Here is a 26,120-nt window from a genome sequence, read left to right as displayed (position 1 = left end):
GTTATAGAGTGGGAAAAGACTAGCCTAGGTGTGCTTTAACACGCTGGCTTACTTTTCCCATATCAGCACAGCCTTGAACTTGGGGTTTTAACACCCCCATTACTTTGCCCATGTCTTGCATTGACGATGCACCGGCTTTCTCAACCGCTGCTTTCACCAATGCATCGACCTCGTCATCGCTTAACGGTTGGGGTAGAAATTCTTCTATCACCGCAATCTCGGCAAGCTCTGTCTCGGCAAGATCATCACGACCGGCTGCTTGGTACTGGGCTACGGAATCACGGCGCTGCTTCACATTTTTGGTCAGCACAGCCAGGATAGCTTCGTCGCTTAGCGACTGACGGGTATCCACTTCTTGCTGTTTAATCGCTGCCATCACAAGGCGAAGCGTCCCGAGACGCGCCTTGTCTTTTTGTTTCATCGCCGTTTTTTGGGCGTCTTTTAGACGTTCAAGCAATTCCATAGCACCTTCCTGAATCTGTCTTTATTAGTACAGACGTACGCGGCGTTGGTTTTCGCGGGCCAACTTCTTCAGGTGACGCTTCTGAGCGGCAGCTTTAGCGCGTTTGCGAACGGTCGTTGGCTTTTCATAGTTCTCACGACGACGAACTTCAGAAAGAATACCGGCTTTCTCACAAGAGCGCTTAAAGCGACGCAGTGCTACGTCAAATGGTTCGTTTTCACGTACTTTAACTACTGGCATGTGCCTTTCACCTCGGGGGTTGTCAGTTACTGCTGGCGAACAATTGGCCAGCCTTGATTAAAAATGGTGCGAAATTCTAATCCGAATAGGGGGTGATTGTAAAGCGCATCTGGCGAATTACTTCTAAGCCATGTAAGATTGCGCGCACGGTCAGCCTGCGCTGACACTGTCTTCTTCGCTTTGGTCATCACAATATACGTGAAGCATGACTGTAAGCACTCCATCTATCGGCTGTTATTCTGAGGTTATGATGCGCATTCTAGGCATAGAGACATCTTGTGACGAAACCGGCGTCGCCATCTACGACGACCAAGCGGGCCTTCTGTCACATAAACTTTACAGCCAAGTCAAGCTTCACGCTGATTATGGTGGCGTGGTGCCTGAACTTGCCTCGCGCGATCATGTTAAAAAAACCTTGCCGCTGATTAAAGCGGCCATGGCGGAGGCAAACCTCACCCCAGCTCAGATTGATGGAATTGCTTATACCGCGGGCCCCGGCCTAGTCGGTGCCTTGCTGGTTGGCTCAACCATTGGACGCAGTCTGGCCTATGCATGGCAAGTCCCCGCGGTGGGCGTTCACCATATGGAAGGTCACCTTCTCGCCCCGATGCTAGAAGATAACCCGCCGCCTTTTCCATTTATTGCTCTATTGGTCTCGGGCGGCCATACACAGCTGGTCGAAGTGAAAGGCATTGGTCAATATCGCATTCTTGGTGAGTCAATTGACGACGCCGCCGGTGAGGCGTTTGATAAAACGGCTAAACTGATGAATCTCGATTATCCCGGTGGCCCCTTGCTGTCGAAATTGGCAGAAAACGGCACCCACGGCCGTTTTACTTTTCCACGCCCGATGACCGATCGCCCCGGGTTAGACTTTAGCTTCTCCGGCTTAAAAACCTTTGCCGCCAATACCATCGCCGCTAATGAGACGGACGAACAAACGCGCGCCGATATTGCTTATGCGTTTCAAGATGCCGTGGTCGATACCTTAGCTATCAAGTGTAAGCGAGCGCTCGATCAGTGCGGTCTGAATCGCTTAGTGGTCGCGGGCGGCGTGAGTGCCAACCGTCATTTACGGGAAAAGCTGGAGGCGCTGACGCAAAAGCGCGGCGGCGATGTGTTCTATCCTCGTCCTGAGTTTTGTACCGATAATGGCGCAATGATCGCTTACGCGGGCATGCAGCGGCTTAAAAACGGCGAGCATCTGGGTCTCGGTGTAAAAGCCCAGCCACGTTGGCCACTCGACACGCTTGCCGCGGTCGAAACCGACGCATAGTCGTTGGTCAAACCAGACAGACAAAAGGCAGCCTGAGGCTGCCTTTTTTGCTGCGAACGCGCTAGCGTAACCTGCCCCTCACCCGTCGCTAACGTCGCCACCAACCAAGAAGCACAGGTTTTTCATCACCATCCAGCAAGCGCCGGATATTGTCGTAGTGACGAAACAAAATCAAACACGAAAGCATGGCAACGGGCATGGTAAATTGCGGCTTTATCCACCAGGTAAATAGCGGGGCGACGATCGCTGTCACAATCGCACTGAGTGACGAGTAGCCCGTCAACACAAGCACCAACCCCCAGGTCACCACCAGCAGGCCAGTTAAGCTCAAACCAATCGGGGCCATGGCGCCCAGTGCGGTCGCCACCCCTTTGCCGCCACGGAAATGGAAAAAGACCGGGTAAATATGTCCTAGACAGGCCGCAATGGCGATAAGGCCCAGTAGAAATGGATTAATGCCAATCAGGTAGCTTAGCCAAACGGGGATCATCCCTTTTAGCATATCACACAGCAGCACCCAGGCCGCAGCAAAGCGCCCACCGAGACGATAAACGTTCGTCGCCCCTGGGTTTTTCGACCCTTGATCTCTTGGGTCTGGCAAGCCAAACGCGCGACAAACCAACACGGCACTGGACACAGAGCCAAGTAAGTAGGCAGCGATGATGATGGCAATGGCCAGTGCAGTCATGTGAAATCCCTAGAGTTTGTGCCGCATTCGTTGCTATAGTGCGCCGACGTTCATCGATAAACCTATCATGGATCGGAACGCATTGCGTATCCATCTGTCAATGAACACATCCAATAATACGAACTTTCTTACCACAGTGGTATCCGACCTGTCACGGAGTGTGAAAAAACATGGATTCCGTATTCATAGAGCAACTCGACGTGTACACCACTATCGGTGTCTACGATTGGGAACAAACCATCCAGCAAAAGTTGGTGTTCGATATTGAAATGGCGCACGATAATCAACCCGCCGCCCAGCAGGATGACGTGGCGCTAGCGCTTGATTATGCCAGTATCAGTGAGGCGGTTATCGCCCATGTACAGGCCAGCCGCTGTGCGTTGATCGAACGCGTGGCGGAAGAGGTTGCTCAATTAATTCAAACCCAGTTTGGCGTCAGCTGGATTAGAGTGCGGGTGGCCAAGCCAGGCGCAGTCGCTCAGGCTCGTAACGTGGGTGTAGTCATAGAGCGAGGCACACGGTGACACAAGCATTACTTAGTATCGGCTCTAATATCGAGCGCGATTATCACATCGAACAGGCCGTTAAAGCCTTGCGCCAGCTTGACCCACACTGCCGCTTTTCCCGCATTTTTGAAGCCGAACCAGTCGGGTTTGAAGGCCCTCACTTTTACAACCTGATTGCCGAGCTTCACACCTCGCTTCCGTTGCACGACTTTTGGCAAGCCGTTCGTGACATTGAATCGCAACAAGGAAGAGAGCGCAACGACCCCAAATGCCGCGATCGCACCATAGACATAGACCTACTCACCTTTGGCGAACACTGCCAGGAAAAAGGGCCAACGTTGCCACGCAATGATATCTACAAATTTGCCTTTACCCTGTGGCCACTCGCCGAGCTCTGCCCTGACCAAGCCATTCCTGGCGATGGCCGGACGTTCTCCCAGCTTTGGCAAGCCTTTGACCAAGATCAACCACTATGGCCGATTGAGACGCCGACGTATTTGAAGGATATTTAAGCACCATGAGCCTCTTTGAAGCCTTTTTTTTGGCCTTGATTCAAGGATTAACCGAGTTTCTTCCTATTTCTAGCTCCGCGCACCTTATTCTGCCTTCACAGCTTTTTGGCTGGGCCGATCAGGGCCTTGCCTTTGACGTTGCTGTACACGTCGGCACACTGGCCGCAGTGGTGGGGTATTTTCGCCGTGAAGTGTGGAATCTCCTTAAAGCCTTTTTTGCCTCTCTCAAAGGTGAGCACAGCTCGGATAGTCAATTGGCATGGATGATCGTCTTAGCCACGATCCCAGCGTGTGTGGCCGGTTTGTTTTTAAAAGACGTGATCGAGCTTTACCTGCGTGCGGCCTGGGTAATCGCGGCAACCACACTGATTTTTGGTGGCTTATTGTGGTGGGCGGATCGCAAAGCGACCCAAACATGCGATGAGTATCAAACCACGTCCTACCGCGCCGTACTGATAGGTGTGGCGCAAGCCCTTGCCTTGATTCCTGGGACGTCGCGCTCAGGCGCCACCATCACTGCGGCATTAATGCTCGGTTATACGCGCGAAGCCGCGGCACGATTTTCGTTTTTGATGTCGATTCCTATCATTACCCTCGCAGGCTCCTATCTGGGGCTGCAATTGGCGACCAGCCCAGAGCCGGTGGCCATGGATGCGATCGGTGTTGGGCTATTGGTGTCGTTTGTCAGTGCTTACGCGTGTATTCACGCCTTTTTAAAGCTGGTGACACGGGTGGGCATGTTACCCTTCGTGATCTACCGCTTGGTATTGGGTGTGCTGTTACTCGCCTTTATCGCCGGATAAAAAAACACCAAGCACGATACACGTGCTTGGTGGTCTCTCCGTCAGGAATGGGTGGCTGACCGAGGCGTTACTCTCCGGCCACCTTCATGCCATCAATGATCACTGAGCCGGTTTGAATTTGGCTGCGCGTTTCGATATCGGTACCAATCGCGACAATGTTAGCAAACATCTCATTGAGATTGCCGGCAATGGTGATCCCGCTCACCGGGTATTGGATCTCACCATTTTCCACCCAAAAGCCGGCGGCACCGCGTGAGTAATCGCCAGTCACTGGGTTCACCCCTTGTCCCATCAACTCAGTCACCAATAATCCCGTGCCTAAGGTTTTTAGCATGGCATCGGCATCTTGACCGGTGTGGCTCACGTACCAGTTGTGAATGCCGCCGGCATGGCCGGTTGGTTCCATGCCTAGCTTACGCGCGGCATAACTGGTGGCGAGATAGGTGTTTAATACCCCCTTTTCAATGATGCGCCTGTCTTGTGTGATCACTCCTTCACTATCAAAGGGTGCACTCGCGGCGCCTTTTCGTACATGGGGTAACTCGTTGATGGTGAGCCAATCTGGGAAGATCTGCTCGCCTTTCTTATCCAATAAGAAAGAGGACTTGCGGTAAAGCGCTGAACCGCTGATCGCCATCACCAAATGGCCAAACAGCCCAGTAGCCACACTGCGATCGAACATCACTGGCACTTGGCATGTCGCCACACTGCGTGGGTTTAAGCGCGCCACAGCGTGTTTGGCCGCTTCGACTCCCACAAAGGCCGGTGTCCATAAGTCCGCTTTGTCCCGTGCCACCGTGTAGCTCATGTCACGCTCCATCCCTGCGTCACTCTCCGCTATCACTGAGCAGCTTAGCGCTTGGCGGCTCGAGGGATAACTGCCGAGCATGCCATGGCTATTGCCATAGACACGCACCCCATAGTGGCTGTCATAGCTGGCACCATCGCTGAACTTGATTCGGCTGTCATGGCTCAGTGCCGCTTGCTCGGCTTCAATCGCCAACGCGGCGGCGGTATCCGGCTCGGGCTCATCGGGATAGAATAAATCGAGGTCAGGATAGTCAAAGGCCATTAACGCTTTAGGTGCTGGGCCTCCGAAAGGATCCGGCGAGGTATAGCTTGCGATCTCAAGCGCCGCTTCAACGGTTTTCGCGATCGCTTTGTCCGACAAATCAGTGGTGGATGCGCTGCCTTTGCGCTGATCCCGGTAAACGGTGATCCCAAGGGCACCATCTTGATTGAACTCCACGTTCTCGACTTCGCCCATCCGCGAGCTGACGCTGATGCCGGTACTTTTGGTAATCGCCACTTCCGCCTGGTCACTTTTGGCCGATGCCATGTCGAGCGCACGGCTGACAGCTTGACGAAGTTGCTGCTCTTGCTCGGCGACTTGTTGTTTCACACTCATAGTTGACCTTTTTGATTCGCATTCAAGTTCGACACACTCAGCGCCACGCGCCTATGATAAAAAAGCCCGCGTTTGGGCGCATTTCTTGTTAACATACGTGTCATTGCACATTCTCACTGAGGTTGAACATGGGCCGTAAAAATAAACCCGCTCCCTGGGAGGAAGAGGAAGAGATCATCTGGGTCAGCAAGTCCGAGATGAAACGCGATATGCTTGCCTTGCAAGAACTTGGCGAAGCACTGGTCAAACTCAAACCAGCCGTGTTAGAAAAATTCCCGCTCGACGATGACTTGCTCAGCGCGATTACAGACGCCCAACGCTTGAAGAACGAAGCGCGCCGTCGCCAACTGCAATATGTTGGCAAGCTTATGCGCTCTCGTGACCCTGAGCCGATTCAGGCTGCGCTTGATAAGTTGCAAAATAAGCATGCTCAGCAAACGGTCGAGCTTCACAAGCTTGAGCAACTGCGTGACCGCATCATTGACCAAGGCGACAGTGCGATTAGCGATGTGCTGTTGCAGTACCCTGATGCCGATCGTCAACGTTTACGTCAGCTAGCACGCCAGGCTAAAAAAGAGCAGCAGCAAAACAAACCGCCCAAGGCGTATCGCGAGATTTTCCAGTATCTCAAAAGCTTTTACGACCAAAGCCTGTAAATTGCCACGCCAGTGCCCCGCACTGGCGTGCAGACTTAGGACTCAGTGCCTCCGACCGTCATCGCATCCAGCTTCAAGGTCGGCTGTCCAACCCCCACTGGAACACTTTGCCCAGCTTTACCACACACCCCAACACCGGGATCGATGGCCAAATCATTCCCCACCATCGAGACTTGCTGCATCGCTTCGACGCCGCTGCCAATTAAGGTCGCCCCTTTCACTGGCGTGGTCAGTTCACCGTTTTCAATCAGGTAAGCCTCTGAGGTGGAGAATACAAACTTACCCGAGGTAATATCGACCTGACCGCCGCCAAAGTTTGGCGCGTATAAGCCACGCTCCACGCTGGCAATCATCGACGCTGGCGAGCTTTCACCGCCTAGCATGTAGGTATTGGTCATCCGCGGCATCGGCAGGTGCGCATACGACTCACGACGGCCATTACCGGTGGGTGCGACGCCCATGAGGCTGGCATTGTGCTTATCTTGCATATAGCCTTTGAGCACACCCTTTTCGATTAACACATTGTACTGACCCGGCACCCCCTCATCATCGATGCTCATTGAGCCGCGGCGATCATTCATGGTGCCATCATCAACAATGGTACACAGCGGTGAGGTGACCTGCTCGCCAAGGCGACCGGTAAATACCGATGACTCTTTACGGTTAAAGTCTCCTTCTAAGCCGTGTCCAACCGCTTCATGCAATAAGACGCCTGGCCAGCCGGCCCCCAACACCACGGGCATGGTGCCTGCCGGTGCCGCGTCGGCGCGTAGGTTGACCAGGGCTAGGCGAATCGCTTCATCGGCAAACTGCAGCGCGCGTGACTTACCGGCATCCTCTTGCAAGAATACGTCATAGCCATAACGGCCACCGCCCCCCGCACTGCCGCGTTCACGGCGTCCATCTTGTTCAACCAATACAGAAACCGACAAGCGAACCAATGGACGAATATCGGCGCCATAGGTGCCATCGGTGGCGGCCACCAGCACTTGCTCATAAAGGCCGTTCAGGCTGGCATTCACTTCTTTCACCCGTGGCTCTTTGGCACGGATGTAGCTGTCTATTTCTTTGAGTAGAGCGATTTTCTGCTCGCGGGTTAGGCTCGCGAGCGGATCGATAGGACCATAGTACGGCCTTGCGTGCACCGCAGAAAACGCGCTCACTTTGCCTTGCCCGCCAGCCGGGGCAATCCCACGTGCTGCAGTGGCACTTTGCATCAAGGCATCGGGGGTGAGCTGATCCGAATAGGCAAATCCGGTTTTTTCACCGCTGATCGCTCTCACACCGACCCCGCGGTCGATATTAAATGAACCGTCTTTAATGATGCTGTCTTCCAAGGCGAGGGATTCATGCCAGGTGGATTGGAAGAAAATATCACCGTAGTCAATCTGGCGACCGCTCAGGTGCGCCAGTGTCGCATGCAGTTGCGACTCACTCACGCCCGCCGGGCGCAGCAAGGTTTCTTCGACCTGTTCCAGACTCATTCGTTTACTCTTGGTTGTGGCTGCCGAGCCGGCAGCCGAGAAAAAAGATAACGCGCCGAGGGTGCGCTATTTCAGTTGGCTTTGCAACCGGGTATGAGACAGTACGGGCATCTTATGCCGAATGGATTCCCCCATGCTTAAATCAAGCTCAGCCCAGGTCACGCCGGGCTCACTTCCCAGCGACGCCACGACCTGTCCCCAGGGATCGATGATCATCGAGTGTCCCCAAGTTTGGCGTCCTTTGCTATGCTCACCACACTGCCCTGCCGCAATTACCCAGCATTGGGTTTCTATTGCTCGCGCCCGCAACAAGGTTTCCCAATGCGCTTGACCGGTCACGCGGGTAAAGGCCGCTGGCACGGTTATGATATCGGCACCTTGGGCGCGTAGCGCTTGATACATGGGGGCAAAGCGAACATCGTAGCAGATACTTAATCCAAGGCAGCCGAACGGCGTATCGAGTGTGGCGAGACGATCACCGGCCTCAAAGTAGTCAGACTCGCAATACCGTCCGTGGGCATCGGCCACTTCTACATCAAATAAGTGCAATTTGTCGTAACTGCCGCGCAGGTGTCCGGCGTTGTCAAACACCAAGCTCGTACTGCTTAACATGCCATTGTCGTTTTGAATCGGAAAGGCGCCCACCACCAGCCAAAGGTCGTAATGATGGGCCAGTTCGGCAAGCTGTTGCTGCAGTGGACCATGACCCAATCGCTCTGCATGGCGCTGATAATCTTGTTTGCCGCCAAACACTAGGGCATTTTCTGGGGTGAGAGCCAGTTTCACCCCTTGCTCGCTTAACCGATGTAAACTGGCTTGCAATGCCTTCATGTTGTGGCTGGGATCGGCGCTGGATGTCATCTGGACAACACCTGCTTTCATCATGCTCACTCCTTGGCGTTTTCTGCTTGTTGGCGCAATCGTTCCGTCGCGTCGGCTGGCAAAGCGAGTGCCTCTTTATCACGCGACACTTCCCGGATATCGGGCGTCCCTATCGGCCCGCTTACTTGATAACGGACTTGGGTGAAAACGTCCACCACGGGTGAAATGGCGGTGGTGACCGCTAACACATACAGCGCCGTCTGCGGCGTGACCGCAAATGCGCTCAGTACTGGGATCCCAGAGGTAATATCCGGCGTAAACCGCACATCGGCGTTCACGCGATTGGTCACCAAATTGGCAATCCCTTTAATAACCATATCACCGGCAATCCCATCCATGCGGATATTATCCGTCACAACCACGCCATTTGTGATCACAGCCCGCCCGGTAATGTCATCAAAGGCCAAACCATCTTCAAATACGCCCGAAAAATCGAGCTGAATTTTACGCAGAATGGAGTCGAGACTGAAAAGCCCTAACAGCTTCCCAGCGCCTCCCACCCCGCTTATATAGCCGTCTTTAACATCAGAGCGGATATCACCATTAAGGCTGGCAATATCGACTTTCCAAGGCAGACCCGCGTAATCTAACGAGGCTTGCGTTGTGAAGCTGGCATCTTGGATCCCGCCACTGATACCAAATCGTCCCATGAGATCTGACGTACTCTCCCCGCCTAGCGCGAGGGTTAACGCGGTTTGATGATGGCCTTGCTCATCAATCAACCAATGGCCGCTGATGGACGCGTGGTTTTTCCCACTCTCCAGCGTCAGAGAAGTCAGGTCGACCTGTGAGGCTTTCTTATCGAGTACCGCCTCAACGCGCCCGAGCCGATACCCTTGCAACCACAGATCCTCAATCACCAAGTGTGTCGGCGGAATCGCAGCAAGCAAAGCTTTCTCTTCCGGACTCGCCCGGGTATCCACAGGTTCAAAAAGCGGCTTATCCGTCGTCTGTTCGTCCTCGGTTAACCGACGATTGATATGCCAATGATCAATCTCAACGTTCAAGCGCCCCTGTGTCGGCCACATGGCTTGCCCGCTTAGCTCACGACTGCCCATTAACAGATCCCAGCCCTCGGCTTTGTGTCGCGCCGCTAAAGACACATCGTGAAACGCTAAAGGGTCTGCTCTCACCGTCTCGATCTTGGCATTAATACGCTGCGGCATGGGTAAAGCAGGATATGGCCCGCTTCCGCTCGGCCAGGATTGGCTGGCCTGCTGCCAAACTCGCTTCCAAGCCGCGAGATCGAGTTGCTCAAGCTTTAGATCAAAACGATGACCACGCGTTGCCAATAAGCGGCTACCTTGCTCACCAATCTGCCATTGACTGGCAGTAAACTGCGGACGCCGGCCTTGGGTATTGATGCGCGCTTGATAATTCACACCAGGAAGCGCCACACGCCCGGTCAAGCCTTCACTGTTCCCGGTCGCCTCGATACGGGCCTGCCCTTTTTGCCAGCGTGGTTTGTTAAGTGGCGCGGGCAACGTCGACTGCAGCGGCGTGGTATCGACATCCACACCGAGCCGATAATCAAAACCGGTATCATTTAAGGTTAAATCGAGCCCCGCCTGCCAACGTGCACCGCCCGCCAGGTAAGCGTCAAGTGGCAACGAAAGCATGTCCAGCAATGGCACCACATCCCAATCCGCATCCATACCTAAGTCAAGCTGATACCCGGCCGCTACGGTTTCACCCGTAAACTGGAGGTTGACGGGCTGCCCTAACCATTGAGCCTGCATCGACTGAGTGGTGAGGGTGTCGTCGCTAAAGGCCAGCTCGCCGGATAGGTTATCCAGTTGCATATCGGGTGCCTGAATCGATACCTGGTTGCCGGTAAAGCGCACTCTCCCCTCGGCATGAGGCTGCTCACCATTGAGCGGGATATTGAGCCCTAGGTTAGCATTAACCAGCCCATCGACTTGCACATGAGTCAAGGCCGCCCCCACCGTGTCTACTAAAGGCGTCGCCAGCATGTATTGGCGGACAGCCGATCCGGTTGCCGCCAATGACGCGTGAATATCGAGTTCGCTGTCCGGCTGGGTCATATCGGCAATCTCAGCTTGCACTTGGCGACTGACGGCGTCGCCCAAACGAACATGGTCCCCCTCAATCGCTAAGCGCGCATTTTCAAACAGTAAACGGGCGTCGAGCTCCGTCAACGTCGGCCAAGCGGTGTTAAAGCTAAACGCCCCGCCGCGAAGCGGTACCTTGGCTTGAAAAATGCCGCTGTGATCCTGGTAAGGAAACGCATCGAGGGCACCAAACCAAAGAATTTCACTGTCTTTGGCCCGTCCGGCTTGAATGGCGCGAGAAAGGTAATCGGTTAACGAGTCAGGCAATGCCCGGGTAGGGAGATAGCGCCATGTCTGCCCAGCATCCGATACGTCGGCCTGCACGTATAACGCCAAAAAAGGCGCGCCTTTTGAGGGAATATCCAGACGAAATGCGCCTTGCCCTTGCACGTCTGCCCCCTTAACCACTGCCTGCTCACTCCATACTGACAAGCCTTGTTTGGTGGGCTGCCAATTGAGGGTCAACGCACCGTGTTCAAGCGGCAGCGGCGCTTGAAAAAAGTCGCCGTAAGGCAAGGATTGTGCGCCAAGCTCAAGCTGTGCTTGCCCTTGCTGACCTTGCCCAGAGAGGGTTGCACTCAGGCCTTGGAACGCAGGCAGATAGCCCCAGCGCTTGGCTGAGACCTTATCCAGGGTCGCTTGATAACGCAACGGGGCGTCAGGTGCTTTACTCAACGCCAACGAACGGATCTGGCCTGATGGCGATAAAGCGGCCGCCACACTGTGCTGTTGCGCCGATTGACTGGCAAGCCCAAGCAAAGGCCGTAAAGAGGCAATATCAACATTCGCCGCATTGAGACGCCAGTTGTCGAGCGCCCCCTGCCAAGAGAGCTGTGACAGCGCTGCCTGAGTGGTCGCGCCGGTTTGTACCCATAGCCCATCCGTGTCGAGACGCCACGTCTGTTCATCGACGGCCTGCCACTGAACCTGACTGTCTTTTATCGCCCATTGCTTCGCTTGGTGCTCATCCTCTTGCCACGCTAACGCGAAATGATCAATCGACAATAGCCCATTGTCGACACGCCCCTGCTCCACCCTGACCCAGGCTTTTGCGTCTAAACGCGCGGTGTTGATCGTGGCGGATGGCGTCAGCTTTTCCGTCAGCCAAGGGGCAATATCCATCGCCTCACTGGCCAAATAAACGTCGCCCGTTAACGTACTCAAGCCGTCCGTTTCGCGGAAAGCGGCATTCACGCGGACCTTATCGAGTTGCGTGCCTTGCATGCCAAGCCTGGCTTGTACCTGGTGCTCACCTTGGTTATTGCGCCAAAACAAATCACTGATCACCAGTGTTTGGGTTTCCAGCGAAGGGGTGACCAGGATCACCTTGGCATTGGGGATGGAAAATTGTCCCAACCGCGCCAAGAATAAGTCTTCTAGTCGCTCTCGCACACCCGCTTGGGTGTTTTTATCGGGTAGTTGACCGGTATCGAACACCAGTCCATCGAGGGTGACATGAGAAAAGACGGGCTGACGCCGAATGAGGGTGGCAGAGACATCCAATTGCAAATTAATGGCGCGAGCGGTTAACAGCGGGGGGCCGTTGTCGCTGGTGGCGAGCGCGACGTTTTCAAGTTGCAATGACGGCGTTAGATTGCGCCACTGGCCGGCAATGCCTTCCACTTGCGCACTAAAGCCGGTTTGCTCAGACACCCATTGCCGCAATGGGGCTTGCAATATATCCATATTGGGCAATAGAAAGCGCAAACCGCCGATTAGCAAGGCGGTTATCACGATGACACTGATGGCGCTGACCGTTAGCCAGCGCATACCCTTTCTCATCCAGGCCATGGATTACATCATTACTACATCAAACTGTTCTTGCGTGTATAAAGGCTCGGATTTCACTTTCACTTGCTTGCCAATAAACACTTCCAACTCCGCCACAAGGTGCGAATCTTCCTCTGCCAATGCCTCAATCACCGCCGGGGCCGCGTACACCACAAACTTATCCGCTTCATAAATGCGGTTAACGCGCGTGATTTCACGTAGCACTTCGTAGCAGACGGTTTCTACCGTTTTGACCGAGCCTCGTCCGTCACAGGTTGGACAGCCACCGCACAGCACATGTTCAATACTTTCTCGCGTGCGTTTGCGTGTCATTTCCACTAGCCCTAGCTGGGTGAAGCCATTGATATTGGTTTTTACCCTGTCTTGGCTGAGCGCCTGCTCGAGTGAGTGCAACACGCGACGCCGGTGCTCATCGGTGCTCATATCGATAAAATCGATAATGATGATCCCGCCTAGGTTTCTTAGCCGCAATTGGCGAGCAATCGCACGTGTGGCCTCAATATTAGTATTAAAGATAGTCTCATCCAGGTTCCGACGCCCGACGAACGCACCTGTATTAATATCAATGGTGGTCATCGCCTCGGTCTGATCGATAATCAGATAGCCGCCAGACTTGAGCTGAACCTTTCGCTCCAATGAGCGTTGGATTTCATTTTCGGTGTCGTACATGTCAAAAATCGGCACCTGGCCGTCGTAATACACCAATTTACCGGCCAGCTCCGGCACAAACTCAGAGGTGAACTCTTGGAGTTTTTCATAGGCTTGCTTGGAATCCACCCGAATTAAATCCAGCTCGGTCCCGACAAAGTCACGCACAATGCGCTGTGCCAGTGCCAGCTCACCATACAGCATGGATTTGGCGGGATAACGCGTGCGACGCTCTAACACCTTATTCCACAAACGCTTTAAAAAAGCGGCGTCTTGTGCCATCTCATTGTCTGTTGCCCCTTCAGCGGCAGTACGGATAATAAAACCACCCAATTCGTCACAGTAATCACTGACAATGCTTTTTAGGCGCTTACGTTCATCTTCACTTTCAATGCGTTGTGATACCCCAACATGGGCCGCTCCCGGCATAAAGACCAGATAACGCGAAGGCAAGGTAATATCGGTGGTAAGACGCGCGCCCTTGGTGCCCAGCGGATCTTTGACCACTTGCACCACAATATCTTGCCCTTGGCGAACCAGTTCGGAGATATCGCGCACTTGGAATTGTTGCTTCTCATTTTCCGACACGCACTCGGTATGAGGAACAATATCTGAGGCATGTAAGAACGCCGCTTTCTCTAGGCCAATATCGACAAAGGCTGCCTGCATGCCAGGCAACACACGACTGACTTTGCCTTTGTAGATATTGCCTACAATGCCACGCTTTGCTTCACGTTCGATATGGATTTCTTGGAGGTTCCCCCCATCAATCATCGCCACCCTCGTCTCGCTAGGGGTGACGTTTATTAGCAGTTCCGCACTCATGGTTTCCCCGAATCTCTCAAAAGTGGGGCCTAGCGACAGATGTGCGCTCAGACCGAAAATTGTTTGAGCAGCTGCTCGGTTTCATACAGTGGCAAACCAACCACGGCGTGATAGCTACCATCAATACGTGTCACAAATTTACCGCCCAGCCCTTGAATCGCATAGGCGCCAGCCTTATCGACGGGCTCGCCCGATTGCCAATACGCCTCAATCTGCTCATCACTGAGCGTACAAAACCATACCTTGGTGGTCACCACAGTGGTGATCTGCTTCATGGCATTGGCGACAGTGACCGCGGTCATCACTTGGTGCTCGCGTCCTGACAGTTGCTTAAGCATTCGGACTGCCTCCGCTTTATCATCAGGCTTTTCGAGTACCTGCTCGCCATCTACCACAATAGTATCCGCACCGAGCACCGGGGTATGGCCACCGGTTTGCACCACCCCTGCTCGTGCCTTGTCTTGCGATAAGCGCGACACGTAGGCGTAAGGGGACTCACCGGCCTGTTGTTGCTCCGCTACATCGACCACCACACGGGAAAAATTCACCCCCATTTCGGTGAGTAATTCATGACGTCGAGGCGACCCCGAGGCCAGATATAAGTCACAGCTCATGATACCTCTTTACGATTAGTGCGTTAGCGAATGGCAAAGCGACGACGTAAACGGCGCAATAACAGAAAGATCCAAGGCCAGAGTATAAAGTTAAGCACACCGGCCCAAAGCTGCTCTGGGTTAAACTGTACGTTAGACACCAAGTACTCCGCCCAGAACTCGATCAATTTTCCCGCCAAGGTCAGTAATGCCAACAAGAGTGCCTGCTGCCAATACGACATGTTGCGTAACAATTGAAAGTTCAGCGCCACGATGTAGACCAAAATCGCCATCATCAAGCCGCGCACCCCAAGGGTTGAGCCCAACATTAAATCCCATAACAGGCCGAGTACTAGCGCCGTACCAACATTCACCCGATGGGGTAATGCCAGCACCCAATAAAACGTGACGAGCAAGACCCAAGAAGGACGAAAGGGAGCCAGTTCCCCCGGCCAGGGAGCCGCTTGCAAAATCAGCGCAATGATAAAAGAGAGCCAGATGACAAACTGGCCACGAAATGTCACATTTGCCATTACGGCGCTTCTCCCTCACCATCTGACGATGGCGCTGTATCAGGTGATGGTGCGGTGTCTGACGACGGCTGCGCGACAGGCTGATCCGGGCGCGCGTTCTCGCCCTTTTCGGGAGTAGGCCACACCAAAAGCAGATAACGCAGACGATCAAACTTCACCGCTGTGGTGGCGCGCACTTGCGCAAACGGGCGCTTGTTATCAAACGAAAACTCCGTCACCGTGCCAACCGGGTAGCCTTCAGGAAAGACACCGCCCAGTCCTGAGGTGACTAATTTGTCACCCACTTTAATGTCTGTGCTGCTAGGAATATTGTCCAACCCGACGTAGTGGGTCGACCCGCGCCCAGACGCAATCACCCGAATATCATTGCGCATGACCTGAACGGGGATCGCATGGGTGGGATCGGTCAGCAGTAGCACGCGGCTATTGTGGGCACCCACATACGCAATTTGGCCAACTACCCCGTGCTCGTTGATCACTGGTTGCCCTTCATAAACGCCATTGGTCCGCCCTTTATCTAGCATGACTTGATGTTTATAAGGGTCCGAGTCAACGGCCATGACTTCAGCCACCATTTTGCGTTCATCACGAATAAACGACGAGCCCAGCAGCTCGCGTAGACGCTGATTTTCACGCTCTGTCTGCGCTAACAGAAGCTGATCACTTTCCAGTTGTAACACCTGCTTTCGCAATGCACGGTTCTCTGCCACCAAACGTTGGTGAGAGCGAAACTGCATCACCAGTTCATCTAGCGTGTCGCGCGGGACGTTGGACGCATATTGTAGCGGCGCCACCAACGTGTTTAGGAAATAACGCACCCCAGCGAACGCATCAAGACGACTATCAGCCAGCATAAGGCTGACTGATAGTAAAAGAGCGAAAAACAGGCGCAATTGCAGAGAGGGTCCTCTGCCAAACATAGGTTTCATAATGAAAACGACCTGTTTGTAGGCGCAGTCACGTTAATCTTCGCTAAAAAGATCACCGCCGTGCATATCGATCATTTCCAGCGCTTTACCCCCGCCACGCGCGACACACGTCAGTGGATCTTCGGCAACGACCACTGGAATACCGGTTTCTTCGGTCAGCAAGCGATCAAGATCACGTAGCAGCGCACCACCGCCGGTGATCACCATGCCACGCTCAGAAATATCAGATGCGAGCTCCGGTGGGCATTGCTCGAGCGCCACCATCACCGCAGAGACAATCCCAGTTAGCGGCTCTTGCAGGGCTTCTAAGATCTCATTGGAGTTAAGCGTGAAGCTACGCGGCACCCCTTCAGCGAGGTTACGACCACGTACCTCAATTTCACGCACTTCATCGCCTGGGTAAGCGGACCCGATTTCATGCTTAATCCGCTCTGCGGTGGCTTCACCAATCAAGCTGCCATAATTTCGGCGAACATAATTGATGATAGACTCATCAAAACGATCCCCACCAATACGGACCGACGATGAATACACCACGCCATTAAGCGAAATGACCGCCACTTCTGTGGTACCGCCGCCGATATCGATCACCATCGAACCGGTGGCTTCGGACACGGGCAAGCCTGCGCCAATCGCTGCCGCCATCGGCTCATCAATTAAGTAGACTTCACGGGCACCGGCCCCTAATGCCGACTCACGGATGGCTCGGCGTTCAACTTGGGTTGAGCCACAAGGTACCGCCACCAAGACGCGCGGGCTTGGACGCATGTAGCTGTGATCGTGTACCGATTTGATAAAGTGCTGCAGCATTTTTTCTGTGACGTAGAAATCAGCAATCACACCGTCTTTCATCGGACGAATCGCGGCAATGTTCCCCGGTGTTCGACCTAGCATCTGCTTCGCATCATGACCCACAGCAGCCACACTCTTGGGAGAGCCTGCACGGTCTTGGCGAATAGCAACAACAGACGGCTCATCCAGAACAATGCCCTGTTCTTTTACGTAAATCAGTGTATTGGCGGTTCCCAAGTCAATGGATAGATCGTTGGAAAACATCCCGCGAAGTTTCTTAAACATGATGGTCGATTAATCCTGCAAGCTATGAAATCAGACAAATTGAGCTAAATGTATCAACGCGCAAGGTAAGCGGCAAGATACGGTGCTGTAAACCTGAATGAGATCTGTGTTTTTTTTCAATGCGCTGTCATTTTGATGATTTTTCCATCAACAACGCATTATTCCTGTTGTCTTTCTCGGGTTGGTGATTGGCATGACTGATGGATCACCAACTGCGTCGATGCCTTCGTTGACGCCGTTGCCTCGTTATACGTTAAGTAACAATCCGTCGCGGGCTGCTCATGGAACAGCCAGATCAAGTCGACCCGATTCTTATCTGGATAGCGTCGTAACTGCCAACGCGTTGCATCCTTCAGCGCCGTCACTAACTCAGGCAGGGCACTGATCTCGGGGTAGCCATAAGAAACGCGAATGGACGTGCCATTGACGGTCAGTGTGTGTTCAGCCTGATCACTGACCTTTTTCTTTTCGGCCAATGCGTGTGTTTGCGTCATGGCGCTTTCGATACCGCTTTTTAAGCCTTTAAGCGCTGACACATTGGCATCCGCCTCATAATCGTAGAACTTCGGGATCGCAATCACCACCAGCACCGACAAAATACTGACGACGAGTAAGGCTTCTAACCATCCGCGTCCTTGTTGATGGGAGAGCTTGATGGCTGGACTCATCGCTTCCCCCATCGGCGGCGTTTTCTCTGTGCCGGATGCGGCGACATTTCCGCCCCAAGCAGCCGCCCTTGTCCGCCCGCGACACCCAGTTCTTTCACCACAGACCATTCCTCATTGGTTTCCACGCCCACCGCCAGTACCTCGGTAGTGGTGGCCTCACAAGCACCTAACACGCTGCGTAAATACAGCTGGTTCTCTGGTCGTTGGTCAATATTGCGCACCAAACTACGGTGAAGCTTGATATAGGCTGGTTGAATATCCTTAACATAGTGAGTGCTCACTATCGTTCTACCTGCTTGGTCAACAACTAGACGGCACCCTAACGCGGCAATCATTCGTAAGCAAGGCCGCGCCGCATCAAAGTGTGAAACCAAAGCGCCTTCAGACACTTCCACCAGTAAGCGATTCAAGGTACTGCGTGGAGTTTGTAGCAAGATATCGCGCAGCCACACCACAAACTCACGTTGACAAAGTGAGTATGCACTTACATTGACGGCGTAGTTATCGATATAGTCACGCGTTTTTAACCACCACAGCGCGCGACCCATGGTCGCCTTGTCAAACGCCACATCCATACCGACCCACTCGACGCCTGGCCAAAAGCGCGAAGCCTTGAGTACCTTGCCTTTTTCGTCCTTAATTCGGCCTAAAAGTTCATAATGAAGGCGGGTTTTGCCATCTCGCGCAAACACAGGTTGGCGATAAAGCATTGGTCCCTCTCCTGCCATCACCGACTCGAGCAACGTCCGCCAACGCACACTGCCCCGCTTATCCAGTTGGCTGAGTTGCTTATCGAACTGTGACCAACCATTCTGGCCGGTTAGCACCGCCGCTTTAAGGGCGCGTTCGGCTTCGTCCATTAATCGTCCACGTCGCTCACTGGCACCAAACGAGGTCATGCCAAGGTGAAACCAGTTGTCTTGATCCAGTGCCTCCGGGGGGGCGAGCTTATCTAATGCATTGGTGATTTGCGCTAAAAAGGGATGCACTTCGTCTCCAGCTTGGTTGACCAGTAAAATGGCGAAATCCGAGGCAAAATAGCGCGCCAGCACCGCATCCGGAAAGCGCTGAATCGCATTAGACAGGACATTGCCAATCGCTTGAATCAGTTGGTCGGCGGCTTCTTGCCCATGCTGCGCCACCAAATCTTCCCATTCTGCCACTCGCACCAAGATCACACTACCTTGGCTGGCATCATCACTGGCCAGGGTATGCAGGCGATTATCAAACATCACTCGATTCGCGGCGCCGGTAAGTTGGTCTAAAAAGGTGTTGGTGCGAATAAAGGTATCAAAGCGGCTTCGCTCTTGGCGGGCTTCTTTAAGCTCTTCGATCAGTTGCGTTAACGCCGCACTGGCAGGGATTGGCCACTCGCGGGGATCGCCTTGCTGCGCATCGTCGAGTCGCCCTGCTAAAATCAGTCGGCCACGCTGCTCGAGCACCTCACTGCCATACAACTGACGCCGGAGCCAACGGATCCCCCATGTGAGCCCCAATACAATCACCAAAATCGCCGCCGATAACGAGGACAATGGACCAATCGAATAGGCAAACTCCGCATAAGGCGGTACGAAGGTCAATTTGACGGCAAAACCAGGGTTGCTCTCCAAAGGTATATCGCGCGAGATCACCTGCTGGTTAGCAACTGTCTGGTACTGAATTTGTTCGTATTGATACAAAATGCCAGCGTCCGAGTAAATCGTTAGGGACGTTACATCACTGGCTTTCAACATCTTGGGGAGCCAACGCGAAAAGTATTGGTTATCGCGCTGATCGCCTGCCATCTCTTGATCGATGACCTCCACCATGCCATCGACATAATGCGAGATAAAATCAATCCCTAACTGGCGAAAACTGATCGCACCGCCAATAAACAACACAAAAATGGCGCACACCACAATAAGGGTGACAAATGCTACGAGTCGGTTGGTCAGCTTCATACCGCTGACTTTGATCGCATTGGCTGTTCTATCCATGATTCTCTGCTGACTTGGGTCGCCTTTGGGGGCTAATAGCCGCTATTATCAGGCTTGGTTATCATAATGTGAATGCCTAGACCACGAATCGGTGGCTGTCTTTTTACGCAACGAGGACTCATGGACTGGATTACCTGTACACAAAGCTTTATCTGCGTGGTGGATCATGGCTCGCTAGCCCAAGCGGCTACCAAGCTACACACCTCAAGCTCTGCCCTTTCAAAACGCTTAAGCTGGCTAGAGCGCCAATTGGGCGTGCAATTGCTCAAACGCACCACGCGCAGTCTGTCGATGACGGATGCGGGCGATCTCTTCTACCATCGCGCCAAGACGTGGGTCGACGACTGGCAACAATTAGTCAGTGAGACCACCTCCACCTTTGGTGAGGTCAGTGGTGTGTTGCGTATCGGGGCACCATTGGTGACAGGGAACCGCTTTCTGGTCAACTTTATTGCTGAGTTTCTTGAGATTTACCCGAAAATCAAAGTCGAACTCACCACCCTCACCCCTGGTCAGCTGCCGGATCTGAACCTAGACGTGGTGATCAGCCGTGAACTCGAATATTTTAACTCCGCCAGCTACATCGCCGCTAAGTTATTTGATTTTCAACCTGGCTTTTTTGCCGCCCCTGCCTACCTCGAACGCCATCCTCCTATCACCGCGCCCGAGCAATTAACCCAACACAATATTTTGCTGTACGGTAATTCACATCAGCCTCAAGAGCGGGTGTTTGAAGACGGCACCCGCTTACAATTATCCGGGAATTTTGTCTCACCTAACCCTGAAGCCTTAGTCAGTGCTGCCGTGATTGGTATGGGGATCATTTTGGGGGGCGCCGGGACAGTGCAGAAAGAAATCGACCAAGGCTTATTGGTCCCGGTGCTGCCAGCCCTTAAGCAACCACGGTTATCGGCCTACGCCTACTACCCTAAGCTGGAGTACAACCACACCAAAACCAAATTATTCATCGACTTTATTAAACAAAAAGTTAAAGGCTTGTACGTTTAGTGTGCCGTTAGAGCATAGGTAATACCAAGCTTCATCAGGGCTTAGCCGATTTTGGAAAAAGTATTTTATCTTTTATCTATATATCGATAACAATCACTGCGCTAGGGTGAGCCAAGACACTCACCGCAACAAGGCACGAGACCCATGGCCTATTATAATCCTAAATACCCTGATACTCCTTCTCTCAAACGCGCCGCAAAGCGGCGTATCCCCGCGTTCGCCTTTGATTACCTTTGTGGCGGTTGCCATGATGAGATTGGCGTGGCGCACAATGCCGGGGCGTTTGAACACGTAAAACTGCAATCTGACTTGCTTGCACCTACCCCAGAGATCGACTTATCCGTCGAGTTATTTGGCCAACGCTATGCCGCGCCGTTTGGTGTCGCCCCTGTGGGACTTCAAGGGTTAATGTGGCCCAAGGCCCCGGAAATTCTAGCGAAAGCGGCCTATCGAGCAAAGCTTCCTTATGTACTCAGCACCGTATCCTCAGCGAGTCTTGAAACCATCGCCGAGATCTCTGAGGGAACGGCGTGGTATCAACTCTATAATCCGACGGATGCCAAGATCCGTGAGGATCTCATGGGGCGTATCAAACGCGCAGGGTATAAGGTACTGGTGGTGACCGTGGATGTGCCGACCTTCGGTTATCGTCCGCGCGATATAAAAAATGGCTTGGCGATGCCGCCGAAAATGAACCTGCGCAATATCCTGCAAATGATGCAGTGTCCGGCGTGGAGCTGGCAGACGTTACTGGCCGGCGTGCCTGAGATGCAAACCCTCAAGCCTTACATGCCAAAAAACATGCCCACCAGCGAACTGGCGAACTTTATGAACAATACGGTGATGGGCGCCGTCGACTTCGACAGCCTTAAGGTGATCCGCGACAACTGGGACGGCCCCTTGGTACTAAAAGGCTTGGTCAACCCAGACGATGTCAAACAAGCGGTTGCGCTCGGGGCCGACGCGGTGGTCTTATCTAACCACGGGGGGCGTCAGTTAGATGTTGGTGAGTCACCACTGGATACCATTCAAACCATCAAGCGCTTATATGGTGACAAGATTAAACTATTGATGGACAGTGGCGTACAAAGCGGCGGGAATGTGGCCCAAGCGATGGCCATGGGCGCTGACTTTACCTTGCTAGGCCGCACTTTTGTCTATGCCTGTGGCGCGGTGGGTCACCACGGCGGTGAGCATGCAATAGACATGCTCACCCAACAAATGACGCAAGTGATGGGCCAGTTAAAATGTCCAACGCCGACACAACTGCCACACTTCTTAAAAGCAGGGCCTGGCGTCGCCTAACTCCTTCCGTTCAGTGACCGACCATGCCAAAACGCAAAAAGCCCCAACCGGGGCTTTTTCGTTGCAACAACCTTGGCGTTGACACGCCATTTCACGCCGCGCGTTTTAGAACGGAATGTCGTCGTCAAAATCAGGCAAATCGTTATATTGCTGCTGAGGTTGCGACTGTGGCTGTGGTGCCGACTGTTGTTGCGGTGGCTGTTGGTTAAAGTTTTGCTGTGGTTGCTTAGGCTGCTGAGGCTGTCCCCATCCACCTTGCTGCTGCGGTGACTGCTGCATGGGCTGACCTTGGTTCTGACCACCACGGCCACCCAGCATTTGCATGCTGCCACTAAACGGCTGTACCGCGACTTCCGTGGTGTAACGGTCTTGCCCGTTTTGGTCTTGCCACTTACGTGTCTGCAGTTGACCTTCGATATACACCTGAGAGCCTTTGCGCAGATACTCACCCGCCACTTCGGCGGTTTTACCGAACAGCACAACACGGTGCCACTCTGTTTTCTCACGCATCTCACCGGTGTTTTTATCACGCCATGACTCTGAGGTCGCGAGGCTGAGGTTCGCCACCGCACCGCCGTTGGGGAGGTAACGGATTTCCGGATCGTTGCCCAAATTACCAATCAAGATGACTTTGTTTATGCCACGGCTGGCCATAGGTGACTCCCACTTTTCTTGGTTGCGCGCGAAACGATTTCGCAAACTGGATAAATAAGGAGGAAGTCTAGCACGAGCACCCCAGAGGTTCGAAGCTTTTCCACGCGATCTGTTTCCATATTCTGCAGTTAACGCGTCGGCACAATGGGTTATCCCTCGCAACGTATACCTTAAAGATAAAAATGGTTTAGACTGATGGAAAGCTTGCCCAGCCTTGACGTCGGTGATCACCCCACTGACGTCACGCGCGGATACGCATGTTGAGTCATCATCAGTAGGATGCTTATGAACCAGGCCGAAACCACCTCAGATAGTTACACTCTGCTTCTTATCTCTCAGCCCAGCATGTCTGTGTCTGCACTGATGACATGCTTGGAAAAAGAAATCCATAGCGAGGTTGAGCTCGTCACGCCCGATGCGATCACCGACAAGCTCACCGCCCGCCCAGGCCTGGTGCTGGTCGACTTAAACGCCTTTGATGATATGGCCACCGAGCAGCTAAAACAATCGCTGATCCCCTTTGCCGACCAACATGTCTTTGCGCTGCTCAATGCACATGATTTAAGTGCCAAAGAACTCGCCAGCTGGCCATTTATCAAAGGGGTCTTCAAAAAAGAAGATGAGATCCGGCATCTGTGTTACGGCATCGAAAAAATGTTCTCTGGCGAGTACTGGCTACCCCGTCATAAAATGGCCGCGTTAATTCACTATTATCAGCAGCACCACCAACAAGCGATCGATGAGCAGACCATTGTCCTGACCAACCGTGAACAACAAATCCTACGCCACCTAGTCACGGGCGCTTCCAACCAAGATATAGCCCGTGCATTGGACGTCAGTGAACACACCGTCAAGTCGCATCTTTATAATGTGTTCAAGAAAATCAATGTCAGAAACCGGGTGCAAGCGGTGTTTTGGGCGAAAAACAATTTATCCTTAATTGGCTCAACAGGGCTTGAGGCCTACCCTGGCGCTGACGACGATCACCGCTAGTTGGGCCAAGCTCGTCAATCAAGGTAAGATGGCGCGTCACTCAATTAACAAGGAAGTCACGGTATGGGGTTTGATGTCTTTAACGGGGATGCAGATGGGCTTACCGCGCTGGTGCAATGGCGCTTAGCACACCCACAAGCCACCACGTTAGTGACTGGGGTGAAACGCGATATTGCCCTGTTAAAACAGGTACCCACCGACACCGAACAGGTCACTGTACTCGATATTTCGATGGCGAAAAATCAAGAGCCACTTGCCACACTGCTCGCCTCGGGCGCGCATGTTTTCTACGCCGATCATCACCAAAGTGGCCCCATCCCTGACTCGCCGTTGTTAGACGCGCATATTCATACCCGTGCCAATACTTGTACCGCGCTTATTATCGACAAGCTTCTCGGTGGCCAGTATCGAGAATGGGCGTTGGTTGGCGCATATGGCGATAACTTGGATCGCACGGCTAATGCCCTCGCCCGACAGTCGGGTATTGACGAACATACCCGTGCACGCTTAGAGCAGCTCGGCCACTACCTCAACTACAATAGCTATGGCGCGAGCTTGGATGATCTGATTATCCCGCCCGCGGTGTTATACCGCCACCTGTGTGGCTTTTCGACCCCCGATGATTTTATGCGTGCTTATCCGGACATGGTGATGGAATTAGCTAATGCGTATCAACACGATCGGGAGCGCGCCCAAACCCTCAGCCCCGAGCTTAGCGATGAAAACGCCCAGGTCTATCTGCTCCCTGATACCGCGTGGGCACGGAGAATCAGCGGCATGCTTGGCAACCAATTAGCCAACCACCACCCTGACCGCGCCCATGCTGTGCTCACCCCTATGCCCGGAGGAGAGTGGATGGTCAGCATTCGTGCCCCTTTAAATCGCCCCACTGGGGCCGCGCAATTGGCAGAGCAGTTTGTCACGGGCGGAGGGCGGGCCGCCGCAGCGGGGATTAATGCCCTTCCCTCTGCATCCTTATCGGCCTTTACCGATGCATTTATGACACATTTTTCCGCCCATGCGGACTAAGCAACGCGGGTGTGGTCACGCTATCTGTGGGCATTGGTGCGTAGGACTTGCTTAGCTGCACTGAACCCAGCAAACTATTGACCCAGATAACATTGTTAGCAGCCGCTTGCTAGCAACCCGCTTGGTGGTGTCGACCGAATAAAGATCCGTCGCCACCCAATATAAAAGAAAGGATCTGAGATGATTAAAAAATGTCTGTTCCCAGCGGCTGGCTATGGCACCCGCTTTTTACCGGCAACCAAATCGATGCCCAAAGAGATGATGCCAGTGGTCAACAAGCCTTTGATTGAATACGGCGTGGATGAAGCCTTGGAAGCGGGTATCAACGGCATGTGTATCGTCACGGGGCGTGGTAAGCATGCCATCATGGATCACTTTGATAAGAACTATGAACTGGAACATCAGATCAGTGGCACCAACAAAGAAGTGCTACTCGATGACATCCGCAACACCATCGAAAAAGCCTCTTTCACTTACATTCGCCAACACGAAATGCGCGGTCTGGGGCATGCGATTTTAACCGGCCGTGAACTGGTTGGCGACGAAGCCTTTGCCGTCGTACTCGCCGATGACCTTTGCATCCATCCTGATAACGGCGTCCTCAAACAAATGGTGGCCTTATATAATCAATTCCGTTGCTCGATTGTCGCGGTGGAAGAGGTGCCGGAAGATGAGACCCATAAATATGGTGTGATTGCCGGCCAAGAGATCAAAGATGACCTTTTCCGCGTAGATAATATGGTGGAAAAACCCGATCCGGGCAATGCGCCAAGCAACCTTGCCATCATTGGCCGCTATATTCTGACGCCAGATATCTTTGATCTGTTAGAAACGACCCCGCCGGGTAAAAACGGCGAAGTGCAGATCACCGATGCGCTGCTCAAACAGGCACAATCAGGCTGTGTACTGGCGTACAAATTTAAAGGTGAGCGCTTTGATTGTGGCAGCGTGGAAGGCTTTATTGAAGCCACTAACCACTGCTACCAACATCACTACCTTGGCGGACGCAATAAAGACGAAGCGACGGTGAAAAATCGCCGATAACGTTAATCGCGTCGGATCGCGTGTTTTCTCCTTCATGTAAAGGCTGTGTAAATATAC

The 26,120-nt window shown here is 53.2% G+C and carries 25 protein-coding genes; 10 read left to right on the top strand and 15 right to left on the bottom strand.

Features of this window, described 5'->3' with window-relative positions:
* Nucleotides 1-19: 19 nt before the first annotated feature.
* Both FCN78_RS01775 and rpsU read right to left on the bottom strand, forming a co-directional pair.
* The gene (locus tag FCN78_RS01775; protein ID WP_077659037.1) at nucleotides 20-463 is read right to left on the bottom strand and encodes a GatB/YqeY domain-containing protein; all 444 of its coding nucleotides are present in this window, start codon (nucleotides 461-463) and stop codon (nucleotides 20-22) included.
* A gap of 24 nt (nucleotides 464-487) precedes the next feature.
* A complete protein-coding gene (gene rpsU, locus FCN78_RS01770) occupies nucleotides 488-703 on the bottom strand; it encodes a 30S ribosomal protein S21 (protein ID WP_046073901.1) in 216 nt (71 codons plus the stop codon).
* A gap of 250 nt (nucleotides 704-953) precedes the next feature.
* Between rpsU and tsaD the strand changes: the two genes are divergently transcribed.
* Nucleotides 954-1,979, top strand: a complete 1,026-nt coding sequence (tsaD, locus tag FCN78_RS01765) for a tRNA (adenosine(37)-N6)-threonylcarbamoyltransferase complex transferase subunit TsaD (RefSeq protein ID WP_069363298.1) — start codon at nucleotides 954-956, stop codon at nucleotides 1,977-1,979.
* An 88-nt stretch (nucleotides 1,980-2,067) separates the two neighbouring features.
* Here the strand turns inward: tsaD and plsY are convergent, their stop codons facing one another.
* The gene (plsY, locus tag FCN78_RS01760) at nucleotides 2,068-2,667 is read right to left on the bottom strand and encodes a glycerol-3-phosphate 1-O-acyltransferase PlsY (protein ID WP_077457707.1); all 600 of its coding nucleotides are present in this window, start codon (nucleotides 2,665-2,667) and stop codon (nucleotides 2,068-2,070) included.
* A 170-nt stretch (nucleotides 2,668-2,837) separates the two neighbouring features.
* Between plsY and folB the strand changes: the two genes are divergently transcribed.
* From folB to FCN78_RS01745, 3 genes are read left to right on the top strand one after another with little or no spacing between them, the layout of a single operon-like run.
* The gene (gene folB, locus FCN78_RS01755; protein WP_077520963.1) at nucleotides 2,838-3,191 is read left to right on the top strand and encodes a dihydroneopterin aldolase; all 354 of its coding nucleotides are present in this window, start codon (nucleotides 2,838-2,840) and stop codon (nucleotides 3,189-3,191) included.
* On the top strand, nucleotides 3,188-3,685 hold the full coding sequence (folK, locus tag FCN78_RS01750; RefSeq protein ID WP_077659036.1) for a 2-amino-4-hydroxy-6-hydroxymethyldihydropteridine diphosphokinase: 498 nt from the start codon (nucleotides 3,188-3,190) through the stop codon (nucleotides 3,683-3,685). The genes folB and folK overlap by 4 nt, the downstream gene beginning before the upstream one ends.
* Nucleotides 3,686-3,690: 5 nt before the next feature.
* A complete protein-coding gene (locus tag FCN78_RS01745) occupies nucleotides 3,691-4,488 on the top strand; it encodes an undecaprenyl-diphosphate phosphatase (RefSeq protein ID WP_077659035.1) in 798 nt (265 codons plus the stop codon).
* 67 nt (nucleotides 4,489-4,555) lie between these two features.
* Here FCN78_RS01745 and pmbA read toward each other — a convergent pair whose 3' ends face one another.
* A complete protein-coding gene (gene pmbA, locus FCN78_RS01740) occupies nucleotides 4,556-5,896 on the bottom strand; it encodes a metalloprotease PmbA (protein ID WP_077457715.1) in 1,341 nt (446 codons plus the stop codon).
* A 128-nt stretch (nucleotides 5,897-6,024) separates the two neighbouring features.
* Here pmbA and yjgA point away from each other — a divergent pair, with 128 nt between their 5' ends.
* Nucleotides 6,025-6,552: a ribosome biogenesis factor YjgA gene (gene yjgA / locus FCN78_RS01735; protein ID WP_046073894.1), complete on the top strand. Its 528-nt coding sequence runs from the start codon at nucleotides 6,025-6,027 to the stop codon at nucleotides 6,550-6,552.
* A gap of 35 nt (nucleotides 6,553-6,587) precedes the next feature.
* Here yjgA and tldD read toward each other — a convergent pair whose 3' ends face one another.
* The 10 genes from tldD to csrD form a co-directional block, all read right to left on the bottom strand.
* A complete protein-coding gene (tldD, locus tag FCN78_RS01730; protein ID WP_077659034.1) occupies nucleotides 6,588-8,036 on the bottom strand; it encodes a metalloprotease TldD in 1,449 nt (482 codons plus the stop codon).
* A 66-nt stretch (nucleotides 8,037-8,102) separates the two neighbouring features.
* Nucleotides 8,103-8,921, bottom strand: coding sequence for a carbon-nitrogen hydrolase family protein (locus tag FCN78_RS01725; RefSeq protein ID WP_077649959.1), 819 nt, complete (start codon nucleotides 8,919-8,921; stop codon nucleotides 8,103-8,105).
* A 2-nt stretch (nucleotides 8,922-8,923) separates the two neighbouring features.
* Complete coding sequence (locus tag FCN78_RS01720; protein ID WP_459550363.1) at nucleotides 8,924-12,772, bottom strand: YhdP family protein; 3,849 nt, start codon at nucleotides 12,770-12,772, stop codon at nucleotides 8,924-8,926.
* A 12-nt stretch (nucleotides 12,773-12,784) separates the two neighbouring features.
* Complete coding sequence (rng, locus tag FCN78_RS01715) at nucleotides 12,785-14,254, bottom strand: ribonuclease G (protein ID WP_077651060.1); 1,470 nt, start codon at nucleotides 14,252-14,254, stop codon at nucleotides 12,785-12,787.
* A gap of 47 nt (nucleotides 14,255-14,301) precedes the next feature.
* A complete protein-coding gene (locus FCN78_RS01710) occupies nucleotides 14,302-14,868 on the bottom strand; it encodes a Maf family protein (protein ID WP_077520974.1) in 567 nt (188 codons plus the stop codon).
* Nucleotides 14,869-14,891: 23 nt separating this feature from the next.
* The gene (gene mreD, locus FCN78_RS01705; RefSeq protein WP_046073888.1) at nucleotides 14,892-15,380 is read right to left on the bottom strand and encodes a rod shape-determining protein MreD; all 489 of its coding nucleotides are present in this window, start codon (nucleotides 15,378-15,380) and stop codon (nucleotides 14,892-14,894) included.
* Nucleotides 15,380-16,309 carry a rod shape-determining protein MreC gene (gene mreC, locus FCN78_RS01700; RefSeq protein ID WP_077457725.1) on the bottom strand — a complete coding sequence of 310 codons (930 nt, stop codon included), beginning with the start codon at nucleotides 16,307-16,309 and terminating at the stop codon, nucleotides 15,380-15,382. Before mreC ends, mreD begins: the two co-directional genes overlap by 1 nt.
* A 33-nt stretch (nucleotides 16,310-16,342) precedes the next feature.
* The gene (locus FCN78_RS01695; protein WP_046073887.1) at nucleotides 16,343-17,386 is read right to left on the bottom strand and encodes a rod shape-determining protein; all 1,044 of its coding nucleotides are present in this window, start codon (nucleotides 17,384-17,386) and stop codon (nucleotides 16,343-16,345) included.
* Between the two features lie 158 nt (nucleotides 17,387-17,544).
* Nucleotides 17,545-18,054, bottom strand: coding sequence for a hypothetical protein (locus FCN78_RS01690; protein WP_077457729.1), 510 nt, complete (start codon nucleotides 18,052-18,054; stop codon nucleotides 17,545-17,547).
* Entirely contained in the window at nucleotides 18,051-20,030 is a 1,980-nt protein-coding gene (gene csrD / locus FCN78_RS01685; protein WP_069361771.1) for an RNase E specificity factor CsrD, read from the bottom strand. The genes FCN78_RS01690 and csrD overlap by 4 nt, the downstream gene beginning before the upstream one ends.
* A gap of 120 nt (nucleotides 20,031-20,150) precedes the next feature.
* Between csrD and FCN78_RS01680 the strand changes: the two genes are divergently transcribed.
* Both FCN78_RS01680 and FCN78_RS01675 read left to right on the top strand, forming a co-directional pair.
* Complete coding sequence (locus FCN78_RS01680) at nucleotides 20,151-21,038, top strand: LysR family transcriptional regulator (RefSeq protein WP_069361770.1); 888 nt, start codon at nucleotides 20,151-20,153, stop codon at nucleotides 21,036-21,038.
* Nucleotides 21,039-21,182: 144 nt separating this feature from the next.
* Nucleotides 21,183-22,343 (top strand): alpha-hydroxy acid oxidase, encoded by a 1,161-nt coding sequence (locus FCN78_RS01675; protein ID WP_077484127.1) that lies wholly within the window; start codon nucleotides 21,183-21,185, stop codon nucleotides 22,341-22,343.
* Between the two features lie 105 nt (nucleotides 22,344-22,448).
* Here the strand turns inward: FCN78_RS01675 and FCN78_RS01670 are convergent, their stop codons facing one another.
* On the bottom strand, nucleotides 22,449-22,997 hold the full coding sequence (locus FCN78_RS01670) for a single-stranded DNA-binding protein (RefSeq protein WP_069361768.1): 549 nt from the start codon (nucleotides 22,995-22,997) through the stop codon (nucleotides 22,449-22,451).
* A gap of 285 nt (nucleotides 22,998-23,282) precedes the next feature.
* Here FCN78_RS01670 and FCN78_RS01665 point away from each other — a divergent pair, with 285 nt between their 5' ends.
* From FCN78_RS01665 to galU, 3 genes are all read left to right on the top strand, one after another.
* Complete coding sequence (locus FCN78_RS01665; protein WP_069361767.1) at nucleotides 23,283-23,990, top strand: LuxR C-terminal-related transcriptional regulator; 708 nt, start codon at nucleotides 23,283-23,285, stop codon at nucleotides 23,988-23,990.
* A 63-nt stretch (nucleotides 23,991-24,053) separates the two neighbouring features.
* Nucleotides 24,054-25,019 carry an acetyltransferase gene (locus FCN78_RS01660; RefSeq protein WP_077659032.1) on the top strand — a complete coding sequence of 322 codons (966 nt, stop codon included), beginning with the start codon at nucleotides 24,054-24,056 and terminating at the stop codon, nucleotides 25,017-25,019.
* 180 nt (nucleotides 25,020-25,199) lie between these two features.
* Complete coding sequence (gene galU, locus FCN78_RS01655; protein ID WP_069361765.1) at nucleotides 25,200-26,063, top strand: UTP--glucose-1-phosphate uridylyltransferase GalU; 864 nt, start codon at nucleotides 25,200-25,202, stop codon at nucleotides 26,061-26,063.
* Nucleotides 26,064-26,120: the final 57 nt, after the last annotated feature.

The organism is Salinivibrio kushneri, assembly GCF_005280275.1.
Lineage (GTDB): Bacteria > Pseudomonadota > Gammaproteobacteria > Enterobacterales > Vibrionaceae > Salinivibrio > Salinivibrio kushneri.
The sequence above is the reverse complement of the archived record's forward strand: the minus strand, read 5'-3'. Positions and strand labels throughout refer to the sequence as shown.

Bases quoted from the DNA above. Each gene is read 5' to 3' on its own strand.
- rng (WP_077651060.1), bottom strand. From the start codon at position 14,254: ATGAGTGCGGAACTGCTAATAAACGTCACCCCTAGCGAGACGAGGGTG.
- FCN78_RS01660 (WP_077659032.1), top strand. From the start codon at position 24,054: ATGGGGTTTGATGTCTTTAACGGGGATGCAGATGGGCTTACCGCGCTG.
- tsaD (WP_069363298.1), top strand. From the start codon at position 954: ATGCGCATTCTAGGCATAGAGACATCTTGTGACGAAACCGGCGTCGCC.
- galU (WP_069361765.1), top strand. From the start codon at position 25,200: ATGATTAAAAAATGTCTGTTCCCAGCGGCTGGCTATGGCACCCGCTTT.
- plsY (WP_077457707.1), bottom strand. From the start codon at position 2,667: ATGACTGCACTGGCCATTGCCATCATCATCGCTGCCTACTTACTTGGC.
- FCN78_RS01695 (WP_046073887.1), bottom strand. From the start codon at position 17,386: ATGTTTAAGAAACTTCGCGGGATGTTTTCCAACGATCTATCCATTGAC.
- FCN78_RS01710 (WP_077520974.1), bottom strand. From the start codon at position 14,868: ATGAGCTGTGACTTATATCTGGCCTCGGGGTCGCCTCGACGTCATGAA.
- tldD (WP_077659034.1), bottom strand. From the start codon at position 8,036: ATGAGTCTGGAACAGGTCGAAGAAACCTTGCTGCGCCCGGCGGGCGTG.
- yjgA (WP_046073894.1), top strand. From the start codon at position 6,025: ATGGGCCGTAAAAATAAACCCGCTCCCTGGGAGGAAGAGGAAGAGATC.
- FCN78_RS01680 (WP_069361770.1), top strand. From the start codon at position 20,151: ATGGACTGGATTACCTGTACACAAAGCTTTATCTGCGTGGTGGATCAT.
- FCN78_RS01690 (WP_077457729.1), bottom strand. From the start codon at position 18,054: ATGAGTCCAGCCATCAAGCTCTCCCATCAACAAGGACGCGGATGGTTA.
- pmbA (WP_077457715.1), bottom strand. From the start codon at position 5,896: ATGAGTGTGAAACAACAAGTCGCCGAGCAAGAGCAGCAACTTCGTCAA.
- FCN78_RS01675 (WP_077484127.1), top strand. From the start codon at position 21,183: ATGGCCTATTATAATCCTAAATACCCTGATACTCCTTCTCTCAAACGC.
- FCN78_RS01745 (WP_077659035.1), top strand. From the start codon at position 3,691: ATGAGCCTCTTTGAAGCCTTTTTTTTGGCCTTGATTCAAGGATTAACC.
- rpsU (WP_046073901.1), bottom strand. From the start codon at position 703: ATGCCAGTAGTTAAAGTACGTGAAAACGAACCATTTGACGTAGCACTG.
- csrD (WP_069361771.1), bottom strand. From the start codon at position 20,030: ATGGATAGAACAGCCAATGCGATCAAAGTCAGCGGTATGAAGCTGACC.
- FCN78_RS01725 (WP_077649959.1), bottom strand. From the start codon at position 8,921: ATGATGAAAGCAGGTGTTGTCCAGATGACATCCAGCGCCGATCCCAGC.
- folB (WP_077520963.1), top strand. From the start codon at position 2,838: ATGGATTCCGTATTCATAGAGCAACTCGACGTGTACACCACTATCGGT.
- FCN78_RS01775 (WP_077659037.1), bottom strand. From the start codon at position 463: ATGGAATTGCTTGAACGTCTAAAAGACGCCCAAAAAACGGCGATGAAA.
- FCN78_RS01720 (WP_459550363.1), bottom strand. From the start codon at position 12,772: ATGAGAAAGGGTATGCGCTGGCTAACGGTCAGCGCCATCAGTGTCATC.
- mreD (WP_046073888.1), bottom strand. From the start codon at position 15,380: ATGGCAAATGTGACATTTCGTGGCCAGTTTGTCATCTGGCTCTCTTTT.
- FCN78_RS01670 (WP_069361768.1), bottom strand. From the start codon at position 22,997: ATGGCCAGCCGTGGCATAAACAAAGTCATCTTGATTGGTAATTTGGGC.
- mreC (WP_077457725.1), bottom strand. From the start codon at position 16,309: ATGAAACCTATGTTTGGCAGAGGACCCTCTCTGCAATTGCGCCTGTTT.
- FCN78_RS01665 (WP_069361767.1), top strand. From the start codon at position 23,283: ATGAACCAGGCCGAAACCACCTCAGATAGTTACACTCTGCTTCTTATC.